19 protein-coding genes are annotated in these 18,281 nt (G+C 71.8%); 14 read left to right on the top strand and 5 right to left on the bottom strand.

The features are described from left to right. A partial coding sequence (gene rlmB, locus AC5020_RS10785; protein ID WP_464988276.1) for a 23S rRNA (guanosine(2251)-2'-O)-methyltransferase RlmB occupies positions 1-801 on the top strand: 801 nt, incomplete at its 5' end. 10 nt (positions 802-811) lie between these two features. On the opposite strand, the gene AC5020_RS10780 is transcribed toward rlmB, so the two are convergent. From AC5020_RS10780 to AC5020_RS10765, 4 genes are all read right to left on the bottom strand, one after another. Beyond that, the gene (locus AC5020_RS10780; protein WP_464988280.1) at positions 812-1,162 is read right to left on the bottom strand and encodes a YczE/YyaS/YitT family protein; all 351 of its coding nucleotides are present in this window, start codon (positions 1,160-1,162) and stop codon (positions 812-814) included. Then, a complete protein-coding gene (locus tag AC5020_RS10775; RefSeq protein WP_464988275.1) occupies positions 1,162-1,527 on the bottom strand; it encodes a YczE/YyaS/YitT family protein in 366 nt (121 codons plus the stop codon). The genes AC5020_RS10780 and AC5020_RS10775 overlap by 1 nt, the downstream gene beginning before the upstream one ends. A 16-nt stretch (positions 1,528-1,543) precedes the next feature. Beyond that, on the bottom strand, positions 1,544-2,785 hold the full coding sequence (locus tag AC5020_RS10770; RefSeq protein ID WP_377019211.1) for a DUF4032 domain-containing protein: 1,242 nt from the start codon (positions 2,783-2,785) through the stop codon (positions 1,544-1,546). Between the two features lie 218 nt (positions 2,786-3,003). Then, complete coding sequence (locus AC5020_RS10765; protein ID WP_464988274.1) at positions 3,004-4,089, bottom strand: ABC transporter ATP-binding protein; 1,086 nt, start codon at positions 4,087-4,089, stop codon at positions 3,004-3,006. Positions 4,090-4,368: 279 nt separating this feature from the next. Here AC5020_RS10765 and AC5020_RS10760 point away from each other — a divergent pair, with 279 nt between their 5' ends. Further along, positions 4,369-5,115 (top strand): peptide deformylase, encoded by a 747-nt coding sequence (locus tag AC5020_RS10760; RefSeq protein WP_377794261.1) that lies wholly within the window; start codon positions 4,369-4,371, stop codon positions 5,113-5,115. 152 nt (positions 5,116-5,267) lie between these two features. Continuing rightward, a complete protein-coding gene (locus AC5020_RS10755) occupies positions 5,268-6,008 on the top strand; it encodes a hypothetical protein (protein ID WP_464988273.1) in 741 nt (246 codons plus the stop codon). A 54-nt stretch (positions 6,009-6,062) separates the two neighbouring features. On the opposite strand, the gene AC5020_RS10750 is transcribed toward AC5020_RS10755, so the two are convergent. After that, positions 6,063-6,575, bottom strand: coding sequence for an inorganic diphosphatase (locus AC5020_RS10750; RefSeq protein WP_377019215.1), 513 nt, complete (start codon positions 6,573-6,575; stop codon positions 6,063-6,065). 67 nt (positions 6,576-6,642) lie between these two features. Here AC5020_RS10750 and AC5020_RS10745 point away from each other — a divergent pair, with 67 nt between their 5' ends. The 11 genes from AC5020_RS10745 (at position 6,643) to AC5020_RS10695 (ending at position 18,167) form a co-directional block, all read left to right on the top strand. Continuing rightward, positions 6,643-8,052, top strand: coding sequence for a D-alanyl-D-alanine carboxypeptidase/D-alanyl-D-alanine-endopeptidase (locus AC5020_RS10745; RefSeq protein ID WP_464988272.1), 1,410 nt, complete (start codon positions 6,643-6,645; stop codon positions 8,050-8,052). Beyond that, positions 8,052-9,146, top strand: a complete 1,095-nt coding sequence (tilS, locus tag AC5020_RS10740) for a tRNA lysidine(34) synthetase TilS (protein WP_464988271.1) — start codon at positions 8,052-8,054, stop codon at positions 9,144-9,146. The genes AC5020_RS10745 and tilS overlap by 1 nt, the downstream gene beginning before the upstream one ends. A gap of 41 nt (positions 9,147-9,187) precedes the next feature. Further along, the gene (gene hpt, locus AC5020_RS10735; protein ID WP_377019218.1) at positions 9,188-9,742 is read left to right on the top strand and encodes a hypoxanthine phosphoribosyltransferase; all 555 of its coding nucleotides are present in this window, start codon (positions 9,188-9,190) and stop codon (positions 9,740-9,742) included. Between the two features lies 1 nt (position 9,743). Then, positions 9,744-11,870: an ATP-dependent zinc metalloprotease FtsH gene (gene ftsH / locus AC5020_RS10730; RefSeq protein WP_464988270.1), complete on the top strand. Its 2,127-nt coding sequence runs from the start codon at positions 9,744-9,746 to the stop codon at positions 11,868-11,870. A 1-nt stretch (position 11,871) separates the two neighbouring features. Continuing rightward, positions 11,872-12,438 carry a GTP cyclohydrolase I FolE gene (gene folE / locus AC5020_RS10725; protein ID WP_377019220.1) on the top strand — a complete coding sequence of 189 codons (567 nt, stop codon included), beginning with the start codon at positions 11,872-11,874 and terminating at the stop codon, positions 12,436-12,438. 3 nt (positions 12,439-12,441) lie between these two features. Next, positions 12,442-13,317, top strand: coding sequence for a dihydropteroate synthase (gene folP / locus AC5020_RS10720; RefSeq protein WP_377019221.1), 876 nt, complete (start codon positions 12,442-12,444; stop codon positions 13,315-13,317). Then, the gene (folK, locus tag AC5020_RS10715; protein ID WP_464988269.1) at positions 13,314-14,267 is read left to right on the top strand and encodes a 2-amino-4-hydroxy-6-hydroxymethyldihydropteridine diphosphokinase; all 954 of its coding nucleotides are present in this window, start codon (positions 13,314-13,316) and stop codon (positions 14,265-14,267) included. The genes folP and folK overlap by 4 nt, the downstream gene beginning before the upstream one ends. Continuing rightward, on the top strand, positions 14,264-14,770 hold the full coding sequence (locus AC5020_RS10710) for a DUF3180 domain-containing protein (protein ID WP_377019224.1): 507 nt from the start codon (positions 14,264-14,266) through the stop codon (positions 14,768-14,770). Before folK ends, AC5020_RS10710 begins: the two co-directional genes overlap by 4 nt. Positions 14,771-14,914: 144 nt before the next feature. Further along, entirely contained in the window at positions 14,915-15,562 is a 648-nt protein-coding gene (locus tag AC5020_RS10705) for a PH domain-containing protein (RefSeq protein WP_464988268.1), read from the top strand. Beyond that, positions 15,559-17,247, top strand: coding sequence for a PH domain-containing protein (locus AC5020_RS10700; protein ID WP_464988267.1), 1,689 nt, complete (start codon positions 15,559-15,561; stop codon positions 17,245-17,247). Before AC5020_RS10705 ends, AC5020_RS10700 begins: the two co-directional genes overlap by 4 nt. Next, positions 17,244-18,167: a Rossmann-like and DUF2520 domain-containing protein gene (locus AC5020_RS10695; RefSeq protein WP_464988266.1), complete on the top strand. Its 924-nt coding sequence runs from the start codon at positions 17,244-17,246 to the stop codon at positions 18,165-18,167. Before AC5020_RS10700 ends, AC5020_RS10695 begins: the two co-directional genes overlap by 4 nt. Positions 18,168-18,281: the final 114 nt, after the last annotated feature.

Genomic DNA, 18,281 nt, shown 5'->3' with positions numbered 1-18,281 from the left:
TCGAGCCGGCGCGGCGGTGCAGGAGGCAAGGGCGCGAAGAACCGCCCCGGCAGCGACCAGGTGGTGGGCCGCAATGCCGTGCTGGAGGCGCTGCAGGAGAACGTGCCCGCGACGCAGCTGACCGTGATGGTGCGTCTCGAGACGGATGAGCGGGTGCGCGAGATCATGCGCCTGGCCGCGGCCCAGGGCCTTCCGGTCGCCGAGGCGTCCCGGACCGATCTGGATCGGATGAGTGACAACGCCGTGCACCAGGGCGTCGCCCTGACGATCCCGCCGTACGAGTACGCCGACGTGGAGGAGCTGCTGCAGATCGCCGCCGAGGCGTTCGAACCGCCGCTGCTGGTGGCGCTGGACGGCATCACGGACCCCCGCAACCTCGGCGCGATCCTCCGCTCCGCGGATGCCTTCGGCGTCCACGGCGTGATCCTGCCCGAGCGGCGCAGCGCCTCCATGACCGCGAGCGTGTGGAAGGTGGCCGCCGGCGCCGCCGGGCGCGTGCGCGTCGCCCAGGTCACCAACCTCAACCGCACCCTCTCCTCGCTCAAGGAGCAGGGCGTGTTCGTGCTCGGCCTCGATGCCGGTGGGGACGTCACCACGCGGCAGCTCGAGCTCGGCACGCAGCCGGCGGCGCTGGTCGTCGGGGCCGAGGGCAAGGGGCTCTCCCGTCTCGCCCGGGAGACCAGCGATCAGGTGGTCTCGATCCCCATGGGCGGGGGCACGGAGTCGCTGAACGCGTCGGTCGCCGCAGCGATCGCGCTGTACGAGATCTCCGGAGTCCGGGAGGCACAGGGCCGCGCGTGAGCTGAGACGGTCAGGCAGGGCCGGCCGGCGGCGTCGGGCCGACGGGCTCTCCCGTCTCCGGCGCCGCGGACGGGGACGCCGGTCCCGCGGTGCGTACGGGCATGATCACGCGGGGAAGGACCAGCTGGATGACCGGGCCGAGCCCGATCGCGTAGGCGAGGGTTCCGACGCCCACGGGACCGCCGAGCGCCCAGCCGGCGGCCAGCACGGACGCCTCCAGCGCGATCCGGACGGGGCCGACTGGGCGGCGCAGACGCCGGCCCAGTCCCGTCATCACTCCGTCACGCGGGCCCGGGCCCAGCTGCGCGCCGATGTAGACGGCGCCGCTGACGCCGTTGATCACCACGCCGGCGACCATCATCAGCACAGCGATGGGCAGGGTGGAGGCCGGGGCAGGATCGCCATCCCGAGGTCGAGGCTCACGCCCACCCAGATGGAGTTGGCGATGGTGCCGATCCCCGGCTGCTCGCGCAGCGGGATCCATGCCAGCAGCAGCAGGAAGCTCACCGTGATGCTCACCGTGCCGACGCTGAGTCCGGCCCGCTCGGCGAGCGCGGTGTGCAGCACGTCCCATGGCGCCCCGCCGAGTCCCGAGCGCAGCAGCATGGCCAGGGAGAGGCCGAAGCCCGTCAGTCCCAGCATCATCTGGGCGAGGCGGAGCGGAAGCCGGTCCACGCGCAGCTGAGCGCGCAGCGAGAGGTTCGCCAGCGGGGAAGGACCTGCCATGCTGCTGCTCGGCCTCTCAGCTGTCGAAGATCGGCAGGGCCGAGGTCTCGGTCGTCACCAGCGACTTCTCATCGGGACGGTGGATGAGCACGGTGAGGATGTAGTCCCGCACGGTCTCGTCGAGACTGACGTCCGTGCCGGCCTTCTCCGACAGGAACCACTTGTGCTCGAGCACCTCGTGGAAGAACTCCGGGGGCTCGAGCTTGGAGCGCATGGAACGCGGGATCGCGCGGACGACGGGCTCGTACTGCTGCTGCAGCCACTCGTGCGCGACGAACTCCTCCTCCTCGGCCTGCTGCTCGGTGGCCGCCCGGTACTGGTCCAGGTCGTTGAGCAGGCGTCGAGCCTGGTTCTCCTGGGCGTCGATGCCGGTCAGTCGCATCAGCCGGCGCGAGTGGTGGCCGGCGTCGACGACCTTCGGCTGGATCGACAGGGTGGTCCCGTCCAGGTCCGTGGTGATCTCGAGCTCTCCCACGTCGAAACCCAGCTGGTTGAGCTTCTCGATGCGGGCCGAGACGCGCCAGCGTTCGTCGGCCGAGAACCGTTCCCGGGCCGTCAGCGCCGACCACAGGCTGTCGTATCGCCGCAGGAGCTCATCGCCGATGGCGATCGGATCGGCCTCGGCATCGAACATCTCGCCCGCCTGGAGGTCCATCAGCTCGCCGATGATGTTGGTGCGTGCCAGATCGAGGTCGTAGCTGCGCTGCCCGTCGGAGAGGGTCTCGTGGAGCGACCCCGTCTCGACGTCGACGATGTAGGCGGCGAAGGCCCCTGCATCGCGGCGGAACAGCGTGTTGGACAAGGAGACGTCGCCCCAGTAGAAGCCCTCCAGATGCAGGCGCACCAGCAGCACGGCGAGCGCGTCGAGCAGCCGATCGGTGGTGTCCTCGCGCGAGACCTGGCTGAACACCGCGCGGTAGGGCAGGGAGAACTGGAGGTGGCGGGTGATCAGCACCGCGTCCAGCGGCTCCCCGGTGGGCGTGGTGCGCCCCGAGATCACGGCGAAGGGGACGACGGAGGGCACTCCGATGCGGCCCAGGACGCGCAGCATGTCGTACTCGCGGGAGGCGAGGTCGTGGGTGATCTCCTTGAGCGCGAGAACCCGCCCGGAGACCCGGACGAATCGCACGACATGCCGGGAGAGACCGCGGGGGAGAGCGGCGAGGATGTCCTCGGGCCAGTCCTCCAGCGGCTGCTCCCACGGCAGGTCCAGCAGGGCCGGATCTGCGCGCGATGCGGTGATCTCCAGAGGTGCCATGGCTCCATTCTCTCCCGATCGCGGACCGTCTGCCCAGCCGGGCGCACTTCGTCACACCTCGCGCGCACCGTGCCGGCGAACTCTCCGTGCAGGTCGCCCCCGGCCGGAAGGGAATCGTACCGATCCGGGGACGGCGAGCGCCGCCCGGCCGATGGGACGGCGACGGGCGCCCGGCAGATGCCGGACGCCCGTCGCGCGATGTGCCGTGCTGGCGAGGATCAGTCGCCCAGTCGCTGACCGTTCGACACGTCGAAGAGGTGCAGGTGATCGGGCTTGGGACGGAAGAAGATCGTCTCGCCCTTGGCCGGGGGACGGCGCCCGTCGACGCGTGCGATGAACGGCTTGGAGGTGTCCTCGCTGCCGGCGCGGCGCCCGTAGATGAAGGCGTCGGCGCCGAGCTCCTCGACCACGTCGACCTCGATGGCGATGCCCTCGTCCGTCGGGACCAGCTCGACGTCCTCGGGACGGACGCCGACGGTGACCGACTTCTCGTCGGTGTCCGAGAGCGTCTGGCGATCCACCGGCAGCACCGTGCCGCCGAACTGGACACCCTGGTCGGTGAGCGGGACGTCCATCAGGTTCATGGCCGGGGAGCCGATGAAGCCCGCGACGAACACGTTGTTGGGGTGGTCGTACATGCGGCGCGGGGAGTCGACCTGCTGGAGCACGCCGCGGTCGAGCACGGCCACGCGGTCACCCATCGTCATGGCCTCGATCTGGTCGTGGGTCACGTAGACGGTGGTGACGCCCAGGCGGCGCTGCAGCGAGGCGATCTGCGTACGGGTGGAGACGCGCAGCTTGGCGTCGAGGTTCGACAGCGGCTCGTCCATGAGGAACACCTGCGGCTGGCGGACGATCGCACGGCCCATCGCCACACGCTGACGCTGACCACCGGAGAGCGCCTTCGGCTTGCGATCGAGGTACTCGGAGAGGTCCAGGAGCTGGGCCGCCTCCTCGACGCGCTGGCGGATCTCGGCCTTCGGCTTGCCGGCGATCTTCAGGGCGAAGCCCATGTTGTCGGCGACCGACATGTGCGGGTACAGCGCGTAGTTCTGGAACACCATCGCGATGTCGCGGTCCTTCGGCGGGACGTCGGTGACGTCGCGATCGCCGATCAGGATGCGGCCGGCGTCGATCTCCTCGAGCCCGGCGAGCATGCGCAGCGACGTCGACTTGCCGCAGCCCGAGGGGCCGACGAGGACGAGGAATTCGCCGTCGCCGATCTGGATGTCGAGGTTGTCGACGGCTGCGCGCTCCTGTCCCGGGTAGACGCGCGACGCATTGTCGAATGTGACAGTTGCCATGGTGTGTCCCTTCACCGGCAGGTACGTGCCGGACGGTCCGTTGTGAAGTGTTGTCACCGGTCCTGGTCGCTCTCGCGAGAGGTGCTCCCTTGCACCGGCTCCGAGAGTGTATCCCACGTCTCATCCTCGTGGTGCATCGAGCTGTGCGGTGTGTCTCCCGCGCGGTGTCTCCCGCGCGCGGCGAGGCGGTGATGAGCAGTGGCGGCCGGGGCCGGGCGGAGATCGGCGGGGATGGGCGGGGATGGGAGGGGCCGGTTGTGGTCAGGCGATACTGGATGCGTGGATATCACTGAGCTGAGCCGGAAGATCCTGGAGCGTCGCCCCTCGGAGGAGGACCCGCTGCGGATCGTGCAGTCCGGCCACCCCGCCCTGCGCCGGCGCGCCGTCGCCGCCGGCGACCGGATCCCCGCCGGGCTGCTGCTGGAGCTCGCGGAGGCCATGACGATCACGATGCGCCGCGCCCCGGGCGTCGGGCTGGCCGCCCCGCAGATCGGACTGCCTCTGGCGCTCGTCGTGGTCGAGGACCGGTACGCCGGGGCCGGAGCGGGAACGGACGCCGACGTGGACGCAGGAGCGGACGCGGAGGACGCGGCCCCCGGCGAGGCGTCCGCCGGGGAGGATCCCCTCGAACGACGTCCGTTCCCGCTGCGCGCACTGCTGGACCCCCAGGTGGAGCTGCTGGGCACCCAGCGCGTCTACGCCTGGGAGGGATGCCTCTCGGTGGACGGTTGGCAGTCGATCGTCCCCCGGGCGCGGCGGGTCCGACTACGAGCCACCGAGCTGCTGCCCGGAGGAGATCTGCGTGAGATCGACGAGGAGCACGGGGGCTGGCCCGCCCGGATCCTGCAGCACGAGACCGACCATCTGGCCGGGATTCTGTGCCACGACAAGATGGTCCCGCGCTCGTTCATCTCGGCCCGCTACACCGCCCACTACACCGACATGCCCGACGCTGTCCGTCGGCTCGGGCTGAGCGGCGAGATCACTCAGCTCGGCGAGGGCGAGGTCATCGCGGACCGGGCCTGACGACCCGGGCCCGGCCTGATCGCCGAGTCGTCGAGGCGCTGCGGCGCGGCGCACTCGGAGCCCGGGTCGCCTCGGAGCCCGCGCGGGATGTGGGCGCCGTCCGGCTGAGGACGGTAGCTTATTGCTGTCCAGGACCCCCAGGAACGGAGCCGATGATGCCCGGCAGCGACCCGACCACCCCGAATCCCGAGCAGGACGACAGCGGTGAGTTCGTCGAGCAGCTCGACGAGCGCTGGCTCTCGCTGATCGATGCCGCCCTGAAGGTCCAGTCGCCGTTCGCCCACAGCTACGTCGAGCGTCTGCGCGCCAAGCACCCCGAGGCGACGCGCCGCCAGCTGATGGAGATGGTCACCCGGCGCTTCACCGGGCTGACGACGGCCACCGGTGCCGGCATCGGCGGCATCGCGGCTCTGCCCGGCCTCGGGACCGCCGCCGCCGTCGGGCTGACCGTCGGCGAGGGGGTCTCCTTCGCGGAGAGCTGCGCGTTCCTGACCCTGGCCGCCGCCGACATCTACGACGTGGACATGTCCGACAAGCACACCCGCCGCCTGGTGCTGATGGGCGTGCTCAGCGGCGAGCGGGGCACGGAGATCATCGCGAAGGCCATGGGCAAGCAGGGCCTGCAGTGGAATGCGGTCCTCGGCGGGGGCGGCGGGTTCCTGCCGGGCCTGATCAGCCGCCAGCTCTCCCGCTACGTGCGCCGGCGCGTGATGGCCCGGGCCGGCGGCCTGTGGCTGGGTCGTCTGCTCCCGTTCGGCGTCGGCGCGATCATCGGCGGCTTCGGGGCCAACGCGGTCTCCCGCTCCGTCGTCGAGGCGATGCTCGAGATCTTCTCCCAGGCACCCACCATCGATGGCGAGCTCGCCGGCGACCGGCCCGAGCTCGACCGCTGAGCGGGGCCCCCGCTCGGCGGGGTGCCTCCGGCGGGGCCGCGGCCCCGAACGCGCTCAGACCTCGCGGGTGAACTCGTTGGCGTGCTCGGTGCCGGCGGCCCGCTGGTAGGACTGGCGGATCTCCGCCTCGGCGTCGCTGCGCCCCTCCCAGTGGGCGCCCTCGACGCTCTTGCCGGGCTCGAGGTCCTTGTAGACCTCGAAGAAGTGCTGGATCTCCAGCCGGTGGAACTCCGAGACGTCGGTCAGCTCCTGGCGCCGCACCTGACGGCGGTCGCCGACGGGCACGGCGATGATTTTGTCATCGCCGCCGGCCTCGTCGCGCATGCGGAACATGCCCAGCGCGCGGCAGCGGATCAGGCACCCGGGGAAGGTCGGCTCCTCGAGCAGGACCAGACAGTCCAGCGGGTCGCCGTCCTCACCGAGGGTTCCCTCGATGAAGCCGTAATCGTCGGGATACCGGGTGGCGGTGAACAGCATCCGATCCAGACGGATACGCCCATTGTGGTGGTCCACTTCGTACTTGTTCCGGTTCCCGCGAGGGATCTCGATGGTCACGTCGAATTCCACGACAGCCGCTCCGTTGCTCCGGCCCTGGGGGCACTGGTTCTGACCTGGACACCATATCGTGGTGACCATGGTGGCGAGAGTATCCGAGCGAGTCTGGCGCGCGACGGCGATGGTGCTGTGCGCCGCCGTCCCCGGGAGCTTCTACCTTCTCGGTGATCTGACCGACGCCTTCCCGGGCGTGCTGACCCTCGAGACGTCGCAGGAGGGCCCCGGGACCGGGCCTGCCGCGCAGGCGGAGGACTGGGAGCGCGTCTCCGCGGGCGCGCCGAGCCCTGCCGTCGCCCCCTCTCCCGACCCGGAAGCGGCGGCCGACCTGGAACAGCGCATGTCCGCCCATGCCGAGGACCCCGTCGTGGCAGGCGGGCTGGCCTTCAGCGTGACCGACGCGGAGACCGGCGAGACCATCGCCGCGCGCGACGCCGACACGGCCCGGATCCCCGCGTCCACCCTCAAGCTCCTCACCGCGGCCGCGGTGCTGCGGGTGTACGACGGCGACGAGGTGCTGACCACTCGGGCAGTCGTGACCGAGGGGACGATCACCCTCCAGGGCGGCGGTGACATGACTCTCACGGACGCGGACCTGCGCGACCTGGCCGGTCAGGCCGCGGCGCTCGCCCGCGAGCAGGGCACCGAGCAGGTCACCGTGAACCTCGACGACAACTACCTCACCGGCGGTCGGAACCCGGCCTGGGGGAACAACGGCCCCTCCGGCGGCTGGGTGACGCCGACGGCCACCCTCGCCCTGGACGAGGGGTGGCTCGACGGGGAGCAGTACGGTCCCAAGTCCACCGACCCGGCGGGCGACGCCGCGCTGCGGTTCTCGGAGCTGCTGGGCGAGGAGGGCATCGAGGTGGACGGCGAGATCACCGCGGCCGACGCTCCCGCGGACGCCCCGTCGGTCGAGATCCACTCCGAGCCGTTGTCGCAGATCGTCCGTCACACGCTGCAGATCTCCGACAACACCACTGCTGAGCTGCTGGCCCACCTGGTCGCGGACGCGCGCGGCGAGGAGACCACCCCCGAGGGCGCCGCCGCCGCCGTGGAGGCGGAGATCCGTGATCTCGCCGCCGAGCTCGGCGTGCCCGACGAGGACCTGGATGCACTGGACATCCGCGACGGATCGGGGCTCTCGCGGCAGAACCGGGTTCCGCCCGCCCTGCTCGCGGCGGTGCTCGGCGAGACCGCCTCCGGGGACGTCCCGACCCTGGAGCAGCTGCTGTTCGACGTGCCGATCGCCGGGCTCAGCGGCACCCTCGCCGACCGGTTCGACGCGGACTCGGCACGCGACGCCGACGGCCTCGTGCGTGGCAAGACCGGCTATCTCGGGGGAGCGGCGACGCTCGCCGGCGTGGTCGCGCTGCCGGACGGGCGCGCCGCCGGCTACTCCATCGTCGTGCACGGCTTCGACGGCGCCGATGCCGCTGCGGCCCGGGCGGCGGTCGACGACATCGCCGCCGAGATGGTTCGGGCCGACTGATGCCGGGACCCCCGCCCGTCGTCGCCCGCGCCCGCACCGCCGTGCGGGCGGCCCTGACCTCCCGGCTCGAGCAGCTCGCCGACGACACCGCGGCCGGCCGCCTCTCTCCTCGTCTGGTGGTGGGCCTCAGCGGCGGAGCCGACTCCCTCGCGCTGCTGGCCACCACGGTGTGGGTGGGCTCGCGGATGGGTCTGGAGACGGAGGCGGCGATCGTCGACCACGGCCTCCAGGCGGAATCCGGCCGCGTCGCCGAGCGCGCCCGCACCCAGGCCGAGCGACTCGGCGCCACCGCCCACGTGCTCCAGGCCCAGGTGCCCACCGACGCTGCCGGAGGTCTCGAGAACGCCGCCCGGGACGCTCGCCGCGCCGCCCTGGAGGCCCTCCTCGAGGATCGCGGAGGTCTCGCGCTCCTGCTCGGACACACGCTCGACGACCAGGCGGAGCAGGTGCTGATGGCCCTGGCGCGCGGCGCCGGTCCGAGAGCGCTGGCCGGCATCCCGCGCTCCCGCGACGGCCTGCTGCGGCCTTTCCTCGGCACCGGCCGCGGCGAGACCACCGCGCTGCGCCGCGCGGACACCGAGGAGATCTGCCGTCTCCACGATCTCCAGTGGTGGCAGGACCCGATGAATGCGGACGAGTCGATGCTGCGCGCACGGGTCCGCCATCGAGCGCTGCCCCTGCTGCGGGAGATCCTCGGCGAGCAGATCGACGAGAACCTCGCCCGCAGCGCCGACCTCGTGCGCCCCGACGCCGACCATCTCGACGCCGAGGCCGCGGAACTGCTCGACTCGCTGCGCCGGGACGGCTCCCCGGCCCGCGAGGAGGGTGACCTGCTCCTGCTCGACGTCCACGCCCTGGCTGCGACCGCGGCCCCGCTGCGGACCCGCGTCCTGCGCGATGGGTCACGTTCCGCCCAGAGCGCAGCGCGCCCGCCCGGAGCTCCCGGGCCGACGAAGTCCCTGCTGCGGCGCCAGGTGCTCGCCATCGACGCCCTGGTGGTCTCATGGCACGGTCAGGCGGCTGTACCCGTACCGGGTAGGATCGAAGTCGCTCGTCGCGACGGCCTGCTGGTGTGGCGCCGTTCGGATCCGTGAGCCCCGACGGGCGACCTACCACATCCACGGAGGAGACCCGCGTGCCCTTGACGCACCACCACCCTGATGTCGACCGGGTGCTGCTGGACGAGCAGCAGATCCGCGACCGGCTCGCCGAGATCGGAGAGCAGATCGCCGCGGACTACGCGGAGGAACCACCGATCCTCGTGGGCGTGCTCAAAGGCGCGGTGATGGTCATGGCAGATCTCGCGCGCTCGATCGATCTCACCGTGGAGATGGACTGGATGGCGGTCTCCTCCTACGGCTCGGGCACCAAGTCCTCCGGCGTCGTGCGGATCCTCAAGGACCTCTCCGCCGACATCTCCGGTCGCAACGTGCTCATCGTCGAGGACATCATCGATTCGGGCCTGACGCTGAAGTGGCTGCTGTCCAACCTGCGTTCGCGCGGCCCCCGGAGCGTCGAGATCTGCACCCTGCTGCGCAAGCCGGACGCCGCGCGGGTGGAGATCGACGTCCGGTACGTCGGGTTCGAGATCCCCAACGAGTTCGTCGTCGGCTACGGACTCGATTACGCGGAGGTCTACCGGAACCTCCCTTACGTGGGCGTGCTCAAGCGCTCGGTCTACGAGGACTGACATGGCGGATTCGGCCACCAAGAACAAGAAGCGCAGGCCCTTCACCGGGGTCGCGATCTGGATCATCGTCGCGCTGCTGCTGGGCATGGTGCTGTTCTCGCTCTTCGGGCGCGACGGCTATCAGCAGATCGACACCGAGCAGGGGCTCGAGCTGCTCGAGGGAGGCACCGTCGAGCAGGCCAAGATCATCGACGGCAACCAGCAGCGGGTCGACCTGGTGCTGACCGAGGACTTCGTCGACGGCGAGGAGAACAAGGGCACCCAGGTCCGGTTCAGCTACGTCGACGCCCGCGGCGACGCCGTCGTGCAGGCGGTCGAGGACGCCGCACCCGAGCAGGGCTACACCGACGAGATCGCCAGCAGCTCCTGGTGGTCGACGCTGCTGCTGTCCTTCCTCCCGCTGCTGATCTTCATCGGGCTGTTCTGGTTCCTGATCATGAACGCCCAGGGCGGCGGCGGCCGGGCCATGCAGTTCGGCAAGTCCAAGGCCAAGCTGTTCTCGAAGGAATCCCCCAAGGTCACCTTCGCGGACGTCGCTGGCGCCGAGGAGGCGGTCGAGGAGCTCGACGAGATCAAGCAGTTCCTCGTCGAACCCGACAAGTACCAGGCGGTGGGGGCCAAGATCCCCAAGGGCGTGCTGCTGTACGGCCCGCCCGGCACCGGCAAGACGCTGCTGGCCCGGGCCGTGGCCGGCGAGGCCAGCGTCCCGTTCTACTCGATCTCCGGCTCGGACTTCGTGGAGATGTTCGTCGGCGTCGGCGCCAGCCGTGTGCGCGACCTGTTCTCGACGGCGAAGGAGAACGCCCCCGCGATCATCTTCGTCGACGAGATCGATGCCGTGGGGCGCCATCGTGGCGCCGGCATGGGCGGCGGCCACGACGAGCGCGAGCAGACCCTGAACCAGATGCTGGTGGAGATGGACGGGTTCGACGAGAACCAGAACGTCATCCTCATCGCCGCCACCAACCGTGTGGACATCCTGGATCCGGCCCTGCTGCGTCCGGGCCGCTTCGATCGTCAGATCGCTGTGGAGGCGCCCGACATGAAGGGCCGCCTGCACATCCTCGGTGTGCACGCCAAGGGGAAGCCGTTGGCGCACGACGTCGACCTCGAGGCCATCGCCAAGCGCACCATCGGCATGTCCGGCGCAGACCTGGCCAACGTGCTCAACGAGGCGGCGCTGCTGACTGCCCGCAGCGGCAACCAGATCATCGACAACCGAGCCCTGGACGAGGCGGTCGATCGCGTCTCGATGGGCCCGCAGCGCTACTCGAAGGTCATGAACGACCGTGAGCGGCAGATGACCGCGTATCACGAGGGCGGCCACGCCCTGGTCGCCGCGGCGATGAACAACTCGGCGCCGGTCACCAAGGTGACCATCCTGCCGCGCGGCCGGGCCGGCGGCTACACCATGGTCGTGCCCACCCAGGACCGCAACTACCAGTCCCGCAACGAGCTGCTGGACCGCCTCGCCTATGCGATGGGCGGATACGCCGTGGAGGAGAGCATCTTCCACGACGTCACCACCGGACCCGGCTCGGACCTCGACAACGCCACCAAGATCGCCCGGACCATGGTCATGCAGCTCGGCATGAGCCGGTCGGTGGGGCAGGTGGCCCTGGCCGGCGAGCAGGACGAGGTCTTCGTCGGCATGCAGCAGGGTCAGGCTCCGCGCTTCAGCGCCGACACCGCGCGCCTCATCGATCAGGAGGTCCGGGCGCTGCTGGACAACGCCCTGGACGAGGCCTGGGCGGTGATCGTCGACAACCGGCACGTCCTCGACCGGCTGGTGGCCGAGCTGCTCGAGAAGGAGACCCTGGGCGAGCAGGAGCTGGCCGAGATCTTCGCCCAGGTCAAGAAGCGGCCGCTGCGCGAGGTCTGGCAGTCCAGCGACGACCGGCCGTCCCTCGAGGCGCCCCGGGTCGGGGCGAGCACCACCGCCACGGGCGCGGAGGACTCCGACGCCGGCGAGCCGCTCCAGCCCAATCCGCCCGAACTGCCGCACCCCGGCGGCGACGGCCCGGAGATCCCCGGCGCACCGCATCGTGAGGCCCCCGGCGGGACCGGCGAGGGCTACCGCTACGGCGAGGGCCACGGCTACGGTGACGGGAACGAGACGAGGGGCTGAGATGGCGGTCGACCATGCCCGCCTCCAGGCGGCGGTCCGCGAGATCCTCGCGGCCATCGGCGAGGATCCCGACCGGGCCGGTCTGCAGGACACCCCCGCCCGGGTCGCGCGCATGTACGAGGAGGTCTTCGACGGCCTCGACCGCGACCCCCACGAGCCGCTGGCGACCACGTTCGACATCCAGCACCAGGAGCTGGTGCTGGTGCGCGACATCGGCTTCCACTCGATGTGCGAGCACCATCTGCTGCCGTTCGTCGGCGTCGCCCACGTCGGCTACATCCCGGACGGGGCCGTGGTCACCGGACTGAGCAAGCTCGCCCGGCTGGTGGACGTGTATGCCCGTCGCCCCCAGGTCCAGGAGCGGCTCACCTTCCAGATCGCCGACGCGCTGATGGACGAGCTCGGCGCGGGCGGCGCGATCGTGGTGATCGAGGCGGAGCACATGTGCATGTCCATGCGCGGTGTGCGCGCCGAGGGTGCCCGTACCGTGACCAGCGCCGTGCGCGGCATGCTCCGTGACAGCCCCAGCACCCGCGCCGAGGCCATGAGCCTCATCAACCGGAGCTGACTCATGAGCACCCGGACCCGACCGCGCAGCGGCCGACTGCGGCCCGACGGCCTTCCTGAGCGCCTCACGGGTGACGACACCCTGGTGATGGGCGTTCTGAACGTCACTCCGGACTCCTTCTCCGACGGGGGCGAGCACGACAGCGCTCCCGACGCGATCGCCCACGGGCGGCTGCTCGCAGCGCAGGGAGCCTCCATCATCGACGTCGGCGGTGAATCCACCCGCCCGGGGGCGCCCCGGGTCGAGGAGGACGAGGAGCTGCGGCGCGTGCTGCCCGTGGTGAGCGAGCTGGCCCGCGAGGGCATCGTCGTCAGCGTGGACACCATGCGCGCCTCCGTGGCGGCCGCGAGCATCGAGGCCGGCGCCCTGATCGTCAACGACGTCTCCGCCGGCCGCGCCGACGTCGACATGGGCGCGGAGGCGGCCCGGCTGCGGACCCGGCTCGGCACTCCACCGGTGTTCGTGGCCATGCACTGGCGAGGGCACAGCGACGTGATGACCGAGCTGACCGAGTACGAGGATGTGGCCCGCGACAGCGCCGCGGAGCTCGAGGACCGTCTGGACGCACTGCGGGCCGCGGGGGTCGAGGACCGGTTCCTGGTGGCCGATCCCGGCCTCGGCTTCGCCAAGACGGGCGAGCAGAACTGGGAGGTGCTGGCGAGGTGGGAGCACATCGCCTCCCACCGGCTGCCGCTGCTCATCGGTGCCTCGCGCAAACGATTCGTCAGCTCCCTCGGCGTCGACCGTGACGCCGCCACCGCCGCCATCAGCGCCTACAGCGCGGAGCACGGGGCCTGGGCCGTCCGGGTCCACGACGTCCCGCCCAACCTCGCCGCCGTCCGCGTCGGCGACCGTCTGCGCCGGAGCGCCGGCCGATGACCCCCGAGTCCCCCGTGCCGCGCGCGCCCGGTGCACCGGACGTCACGAGGGCGCCCCGGCGCGCGCCGGGACGACTGGACCGCATCGAGGTCACGGGAATCCGAGCGTGGGGGCGGCACGGCGTGCTCGCCGCGGAGACGGAGCTCGGACAGCAGTTCGTGGCGGATGTGACCCTCCATCTCTCCACCGCCCCGGCAGGCCGCGCCGACGACCTCGCCCGCACCGTGAACTACGCGGGGATCGCCCTGGCCGTCCATGAGGAGATCAGCACCGGCGCCCACAAGCTGATAGAGACCCTCGCCGAGCGCATCGCCGATCGGATCCTCACCGGCGAGGGGGCACCGTGGGTGCGCCGGGTGGCCGTGACCGTGCACAAGCCCTCGGCTCCCGTCGGCCTGCCCGTCGGCGACGTGGCCGTGAGCATCGAGCGCGACGCCGCGCCCATCGAGGCAGTGCTCGCCCTGGGTTCCAACCTCGGCGACCGGGCCGCTCATCTCGAGCGCGCCCTGTCGGTGCTCGCCGAGGCCGAGGGGATCGAGGTGGAGTGGACCGGGCCCGTGCTGGAGACGGACCCCGTCGGCGGACCCGACGGCCAGGGCGCCTACCTGAACACGGCTGTCGGGGTGAGCACCGTGCTGGGGCCCTTCGATCTGCTCGAAGCGGCACGCCGGGCCGAGCAGGACGCCCATCGCCAGCGGGCGGTCCGGTGGGGTCCGCGCACCCTGGACGTCGACCTGATCACCTATGGCGACCATCGCCTCGACGACGCCGAGCTCAGCCTGCCGCACCCGCGCGCCCACGCGCGCGCCTTCGTGCTCGCCCCCTGGCACGCCGCCCGGCCCGCCGCCGAGCTGCCCGGCCACGGCCGGATCGCGGACCTCCTGGCCCGGGCCGGGGACCGCGACGGTCTGCGGCCGGGCCCTGCCGTGACGGGATTCGATCGTCCGTGAGGCCGCTGAACATCCCGGTCCTGGTGCTGATCTTCGTCGTCGGCGCAGGCTTCGGCGCCCAGATGCTGGAGACCCTCGCCAGCCGCGGCCACTCGCTCCCGATCGCCGGCTGGCTGACCACGCTGGTCCTGGTGGCGCTGTCGACCGTGCTGCTGGTCTACGGGATCCCGCTGCGCCGCTACATGCTCGAGAGCGAGGAGCGCCGGCTGCATCCCACCCTGGCTCCACGCCGATTCCAGATCGACCTGCCCACCGCCTTCCGCACCGTGCTCCTGGCCCGGGCCTGCGCCTACACCGGCGCCGTGGTCGGGGGGATCTTCACCGGTCAGGCGCTCTTCCTGATCATCACCGGCACGGGCGATCCGCTCGCAGCCATCCTGCCCACCGCTGCGGCCGCCGTGGCCGGGATCGTGCTCGGCGTGCTGGGAGTGATCGTCGAGCGCTGGGGCCAGCTGCCCCCGGAGGACGGCGACAGCGCGGCGGGCGCCGAAGCAGGACACTGAGCCCATCGGGCCCCGGGTGATGCCGACGGCGCCGAGGGCCCGCCCTGGACGGTGTCCGACCCGGACGACTCCCGACCATCGACGGTCCGATCTCCCACCCGCGTCGGAGCGCCGAAAGGACCCTGAGGTGACACGATGGATCCCATGACCTTCCCATCCGAGGAATCCGGGCCCGGCACCGCTCCGGCATCACCCGCCCCGGCAGCGCACGGAGGCCGTGACGCCGTGTCGCCGGACGTCCCCGCCGAGCCCGCGATCCCCGCCGGCCCCGCGAGTGCCGACCGGCCGGCGATCCCCGACGAGCCCGACGGCCTGCTCGGGGCCGGGGCCCTGCGCCCTGTCTCCGAGAAGCTGATCCGGGCGCGCTACGTCGCCGGCATCGTCGGCTACGTCATCTGGCTGCTGATGATCGCCGCGGCGATCGTCGGCACGGTGCTGACGGGCTGGTGGTGGATCGCCGCCCTCGGAGTCGTGCCCCTGATCCTGCTCCTCCAGAGCCTGATTCTCACTCCACGCCGGGTCCGGGCCATCGGATACCTGGACGCGGAGGAGGACCTCACCATCGCCGCGGGCGTCATGTTCCGCTCGGTCCAGACCATCCCCTACGGCCGGGTGCAGTCGGTGAAGATCGACGAGGGCCCGGTGGACCGCCGCTACGGCCTCGCCAAGCTGACCGTGACCACGGCGGCCGGGGCCTCCAGCGTCACGCTGCCCGGCCTGCCGAAGGAGGAGGCGGAGCGACTGCGGGAGCTGCTGACCGACCGCGGCATCGAGAACATGGCGGCGCTGTGAGCGAGACGGAGCCGACCGCCCCCGACGCCGCCGCACCGGCCGCCGAGCGTCGCCGTACCCACCCGATCACGCCTCTGGTCACCGGATGGAAGATCATCATCGGGCTGGTCGCCGTGGTCTCGGCGCAGAACGTCGCCCGCCTCATCGACGACTTCACCCTGACCCGAGCCCTCATCGGCCTGGCCGTGCTCGCCGGGGTGATCGTGATCTCGATCGTCCTGTCCGCCCTGGTGTGGTGGTTCACCACCTACGCCGTCGACGAGGACGGTGTCTCGCTGCACAAGGGGCTGATCAGCCGTTCGCGGGAGTACGCCCCACGGGCCCGCATCGAGTCGGTCTCCGTCGAGCGGCCGCTGCTGGCCCGTCTGCTGGGACTGGCCAAGGTGCGCATCGAGGTGGCCGGCGGGGGAGAGTCCTACCTCGACATCGAATACGTGCGATCCGCCGATGCCGAGGAGCTGCGCACACGGATCCTGGGCGTCGCCTCCGGTGCGCCGGGGCCGGCCGGGACGGCAGGGACCGTCGAGGGCGCCTCCGCGCAGGAGGTCCGAGACGGGGACCATCGCGCGCCCGGGACGCCCGCTGACGTGATCGAGGGTGCCGGGGAGCCCGTGGGAACAGCATCCGGCGACGGCACCGGCGAGCACGGCAGCACAGCCACCGGTGACGCCGCTGCGGCCGGGGGACGGCTGCAGCGGGTGCTCTACGACGGTGTCACCGACGGCGAGCTGATCGCGCAGATCCCCACGGGGCGCCTGGTGCGCTCCCTGCTGCGCGACCTCGGCTTCCTCATCGGCGCCGTGATGACCCTCGTCGGCGTCAGCCTCGCGGCCATCATGGTGATCTGGCAGGAAGGAGTGTCCCCGGCCGTGCTCATCCCTCTGGCCCCGGCCTTCATCGCCGTGCCCCGGTACGTGTTCGGCCGCATCGAATCCGGCTGGGGATTCGTCTCCCGCATCACCGACCGCGGGCTGCGGATGCGGCGCGGCCTGGCGAACACGCGGACGGACAACATCGCCTCCGGGCGGATCCAGCGATTCGAACTGCGCCGGCCGCTGCTGTGGCGCGGGCCCGACTGGACGGCTGTGTCCGTGACCGTCGCCGGCATCGAGGACGACGACGTCAACGGCGCCCAGAGCGCGCTGCCCGTCGGCACCCGCGAGGAGCTCCAGGCCACCCTGGGCCACCTGGCCGCGCCGCTGGGAACCGCCGACGATCTCGCCGTCCTCGAGCGCCTGCTCACGGCCCCGGCCCGGAGCATCGAGGGGATGCGCACCCCGGTCGGGCTGTACTGGATCGACCGCCGCACCAGTGTCAGCGTGCTGCTGCCGGGGGCGCTCGTCCACCGCAGCGGCATCCTGACCAAGAAGCTCGAGATCGTGCCCCGCGAACGGATCCAGGAGCTCTCCCTCCACGACGGTCCGATCGGACGCCGGCTCGGAGTCCTCGACCTCAAGGTCGGCATCGCCGGCAGCACCCTGACCCTCGGCGCCCTCTCGCGCCGAGACGCGCTCGCGCTGCACAGCGTGCTCGCCCGCGATGCCGCGACCCTGCGCCGGTACCGCGACCGCGAGCACTGGCCCCGGCCGGCGCTCGGGATGGCCGCCGCGAGCTCGACGGTCCCGTCGGCGGAGACCTCGGCGCCGTCCGCTGCGTCGTCCCCGTTGCCTCAGGAGGAACGATGAGCGCACCCCGGCTCGGCATCGGCGTGATCGGCGCCGGACGGGTGGGAGCCGTGATGGGCGCCGCGCTGCGTGCCGAGGGCCACGCCATCACGGGCGCCTACGCCGTCTCCGACGCCTCCCGCACGCGCGCCGAGGACCTGCTGCCCGGCGTGCCGCTGCTGGACGTTCCCGCCATCGTCGAACGCAGCGAGATGCTGCTGCTGGCCGTCCCCGACGACCAGCTGGGCCCGCTCGCCGCCGGCATCGCCTCCACCGGTCTCGCGCCCGGCGGACAGCTGGTGGTGCACACCTCCGGTCGGTACGGCACCGGCGTCCTCGCCCCGCTGGCCGACGCCGGCAGCGCCACGCTGGCCATCCACCCCGCCATGACCTTCACCGGTACCTCGGCGGATCTGTCGCGACTGGTCGGCTGCCCCATGGCCATCACCGCCGCGCCGACGTTCCTGCCGGTGGCCGGGGCGCTCGTGGTCGAGCTCGGGGGAGAGGCCGTGGTGCTCAAGGAGGGCGATCGCCCGCTCTATCACGCCTCCCTCGCCCACGCCTCGAACCATCTCGTGGTGCTCGTCGACCAGGCCCGGGAGATCCTCGCCGGCCTCGGGATCGAGAACCCGGGCGCCTATCTGCGACCGCTGCTGGAGGCCGCCCTCGACGAATCCCTGCGCCGCGGCGCCAAGGCCCTGACGGGCCCGGTGATGCGGGGCGATACCGGGACGGTGGCCGCGCACCTGGGAGCGCTCGACGACGTCGACCGGTCCTCCGGCGGGGCGGACACCTCGGGCGTCACGAGCCGGCGTGGTGACGTCGGAGCGACCTACCGCGCCCTCGCGGTCGCGGCTCTGGCCCGGGCGGGGCTCCCGGGCCGGACCCGGCAGCAGGTGCGCGAGCTGCTCGAGGATCACGGGCCCGCCGATGATGCGTGAGCCGCGGTCCCGACGCGTCCCGAGACGCCACGGGGCCAGGGCTCCGCAGATCGGGGGATCCCTCGAGGCAGGAGAGGGCATGTCGCCGCGCACGGCGGGCACGTGCTCGAGACA

The sequence above is a fragment of the Brachybacterium sp. SYSU DS0246 genome, assembly GCF_059391765.1.
The sequence above is the reverse complement of the archived record's forward strand: the minus strand, read 5'-3'. Positions and strand labels throughout refer to the sequence as shown.

What these genes read in the sequence shown, in the direction of transcription:
- AC5020_RS10780 (WP_464988280.1), bottom strand. Translation starts at nt 1,162, where the DNA reads ATGATGGTCGCCGGCGTGGTGATCAACGGCGTCAGCGGCGCCGTCTAC.
- AC5020_RS10775 (WP_464988275.1), bottom strand. Translation starts at nt 1,527, where the DNA reads ATGGCAGGTCCTTCCCCGCTGGCGAACCTCTCGCTGCGCGCTCAGCTG.
- AC5020_RS10770 (WP_377019211.1), bottom strand. Translation starts at nt 2,785, where the DNA reads ATGGCACCTCTGGAGATCACCGCATCGCGCGCAGATCCGGCCCTGCTG.
- AC5020_RS10765 (WP_464988274.1), bottom strand. Translation starts at nt 4,089, where the DNA reads ATGGCAACTGTCACATTCGACAATGCGTCGCGCGTCTACCCGGGACAG.
- AC5020_RS10755 (WP_464988273.1), top strand. Translation starts at nt 5,268, where the DNA reads ATGATGCCCGGCAGCGACCCGACCACCCCGAATCCCGAGCAGGACGAC.
- AC5020_RS10745 (WP_464988272.1), top strand. Translation starts at nt 6,643, where the DNA reads ATGGTGGCGAGAGTATCCGAGCGAGTCTGGCGCGCGACGGCGATGGTG.
- tilS (WP_464988271.1), top strand. Translation starts at nt 8,052, where the DNA reads ATGCCGGGACCCCCGCCCGTCGTCGCCCGCGCCCGCACCGCCGTGCGG.
- ftsH (WP_464988270.1), top strand. Translation starts at nt 9,744, where the DNA reads ATGGCGGATTCGGCCACCAAGAACAAGAAGCGCAGGCCCTTCACCGGG.
- folE (WP_377019220.1), top strand. Translation starts at nt 11,872, where the DNA reads ATGGCGGTCGACCATGCCCGCCTCCAGGCGGCGGTCCGCGAGATCCTC.
- folP (WP_377019221.1), top strand. Translation starts at nt 12,442, where the DNA reads ATGAGCACCCGGACCCGACCGCGCAGCGGCCGACTGCGGCCCGACGGC.
- folK (WP_464988269.1), top strand. Translation starts at nt 13,314, where the DNA reads ATGACCCCCGAGTCCCCCGTGCCGCGCGCGCCCGGTGCACCGGACGTC.
- AC5020_RS10705 (WP_464988268.1), top strand. Translation starts at nt 14,915, where the DNA reads ATGACCTTCCCATCCGAGGAATCCGGGCCCGGCACCGCTCCGGCATCA.
- AC5020_RS10695 (WP_464988266.1), top strand. Translation starts at nt 17,244, where the DNA reads ATGAGCGCACCCCGGCTCGGCATCGGCGTGATCGGCGCCGGACGGGTG.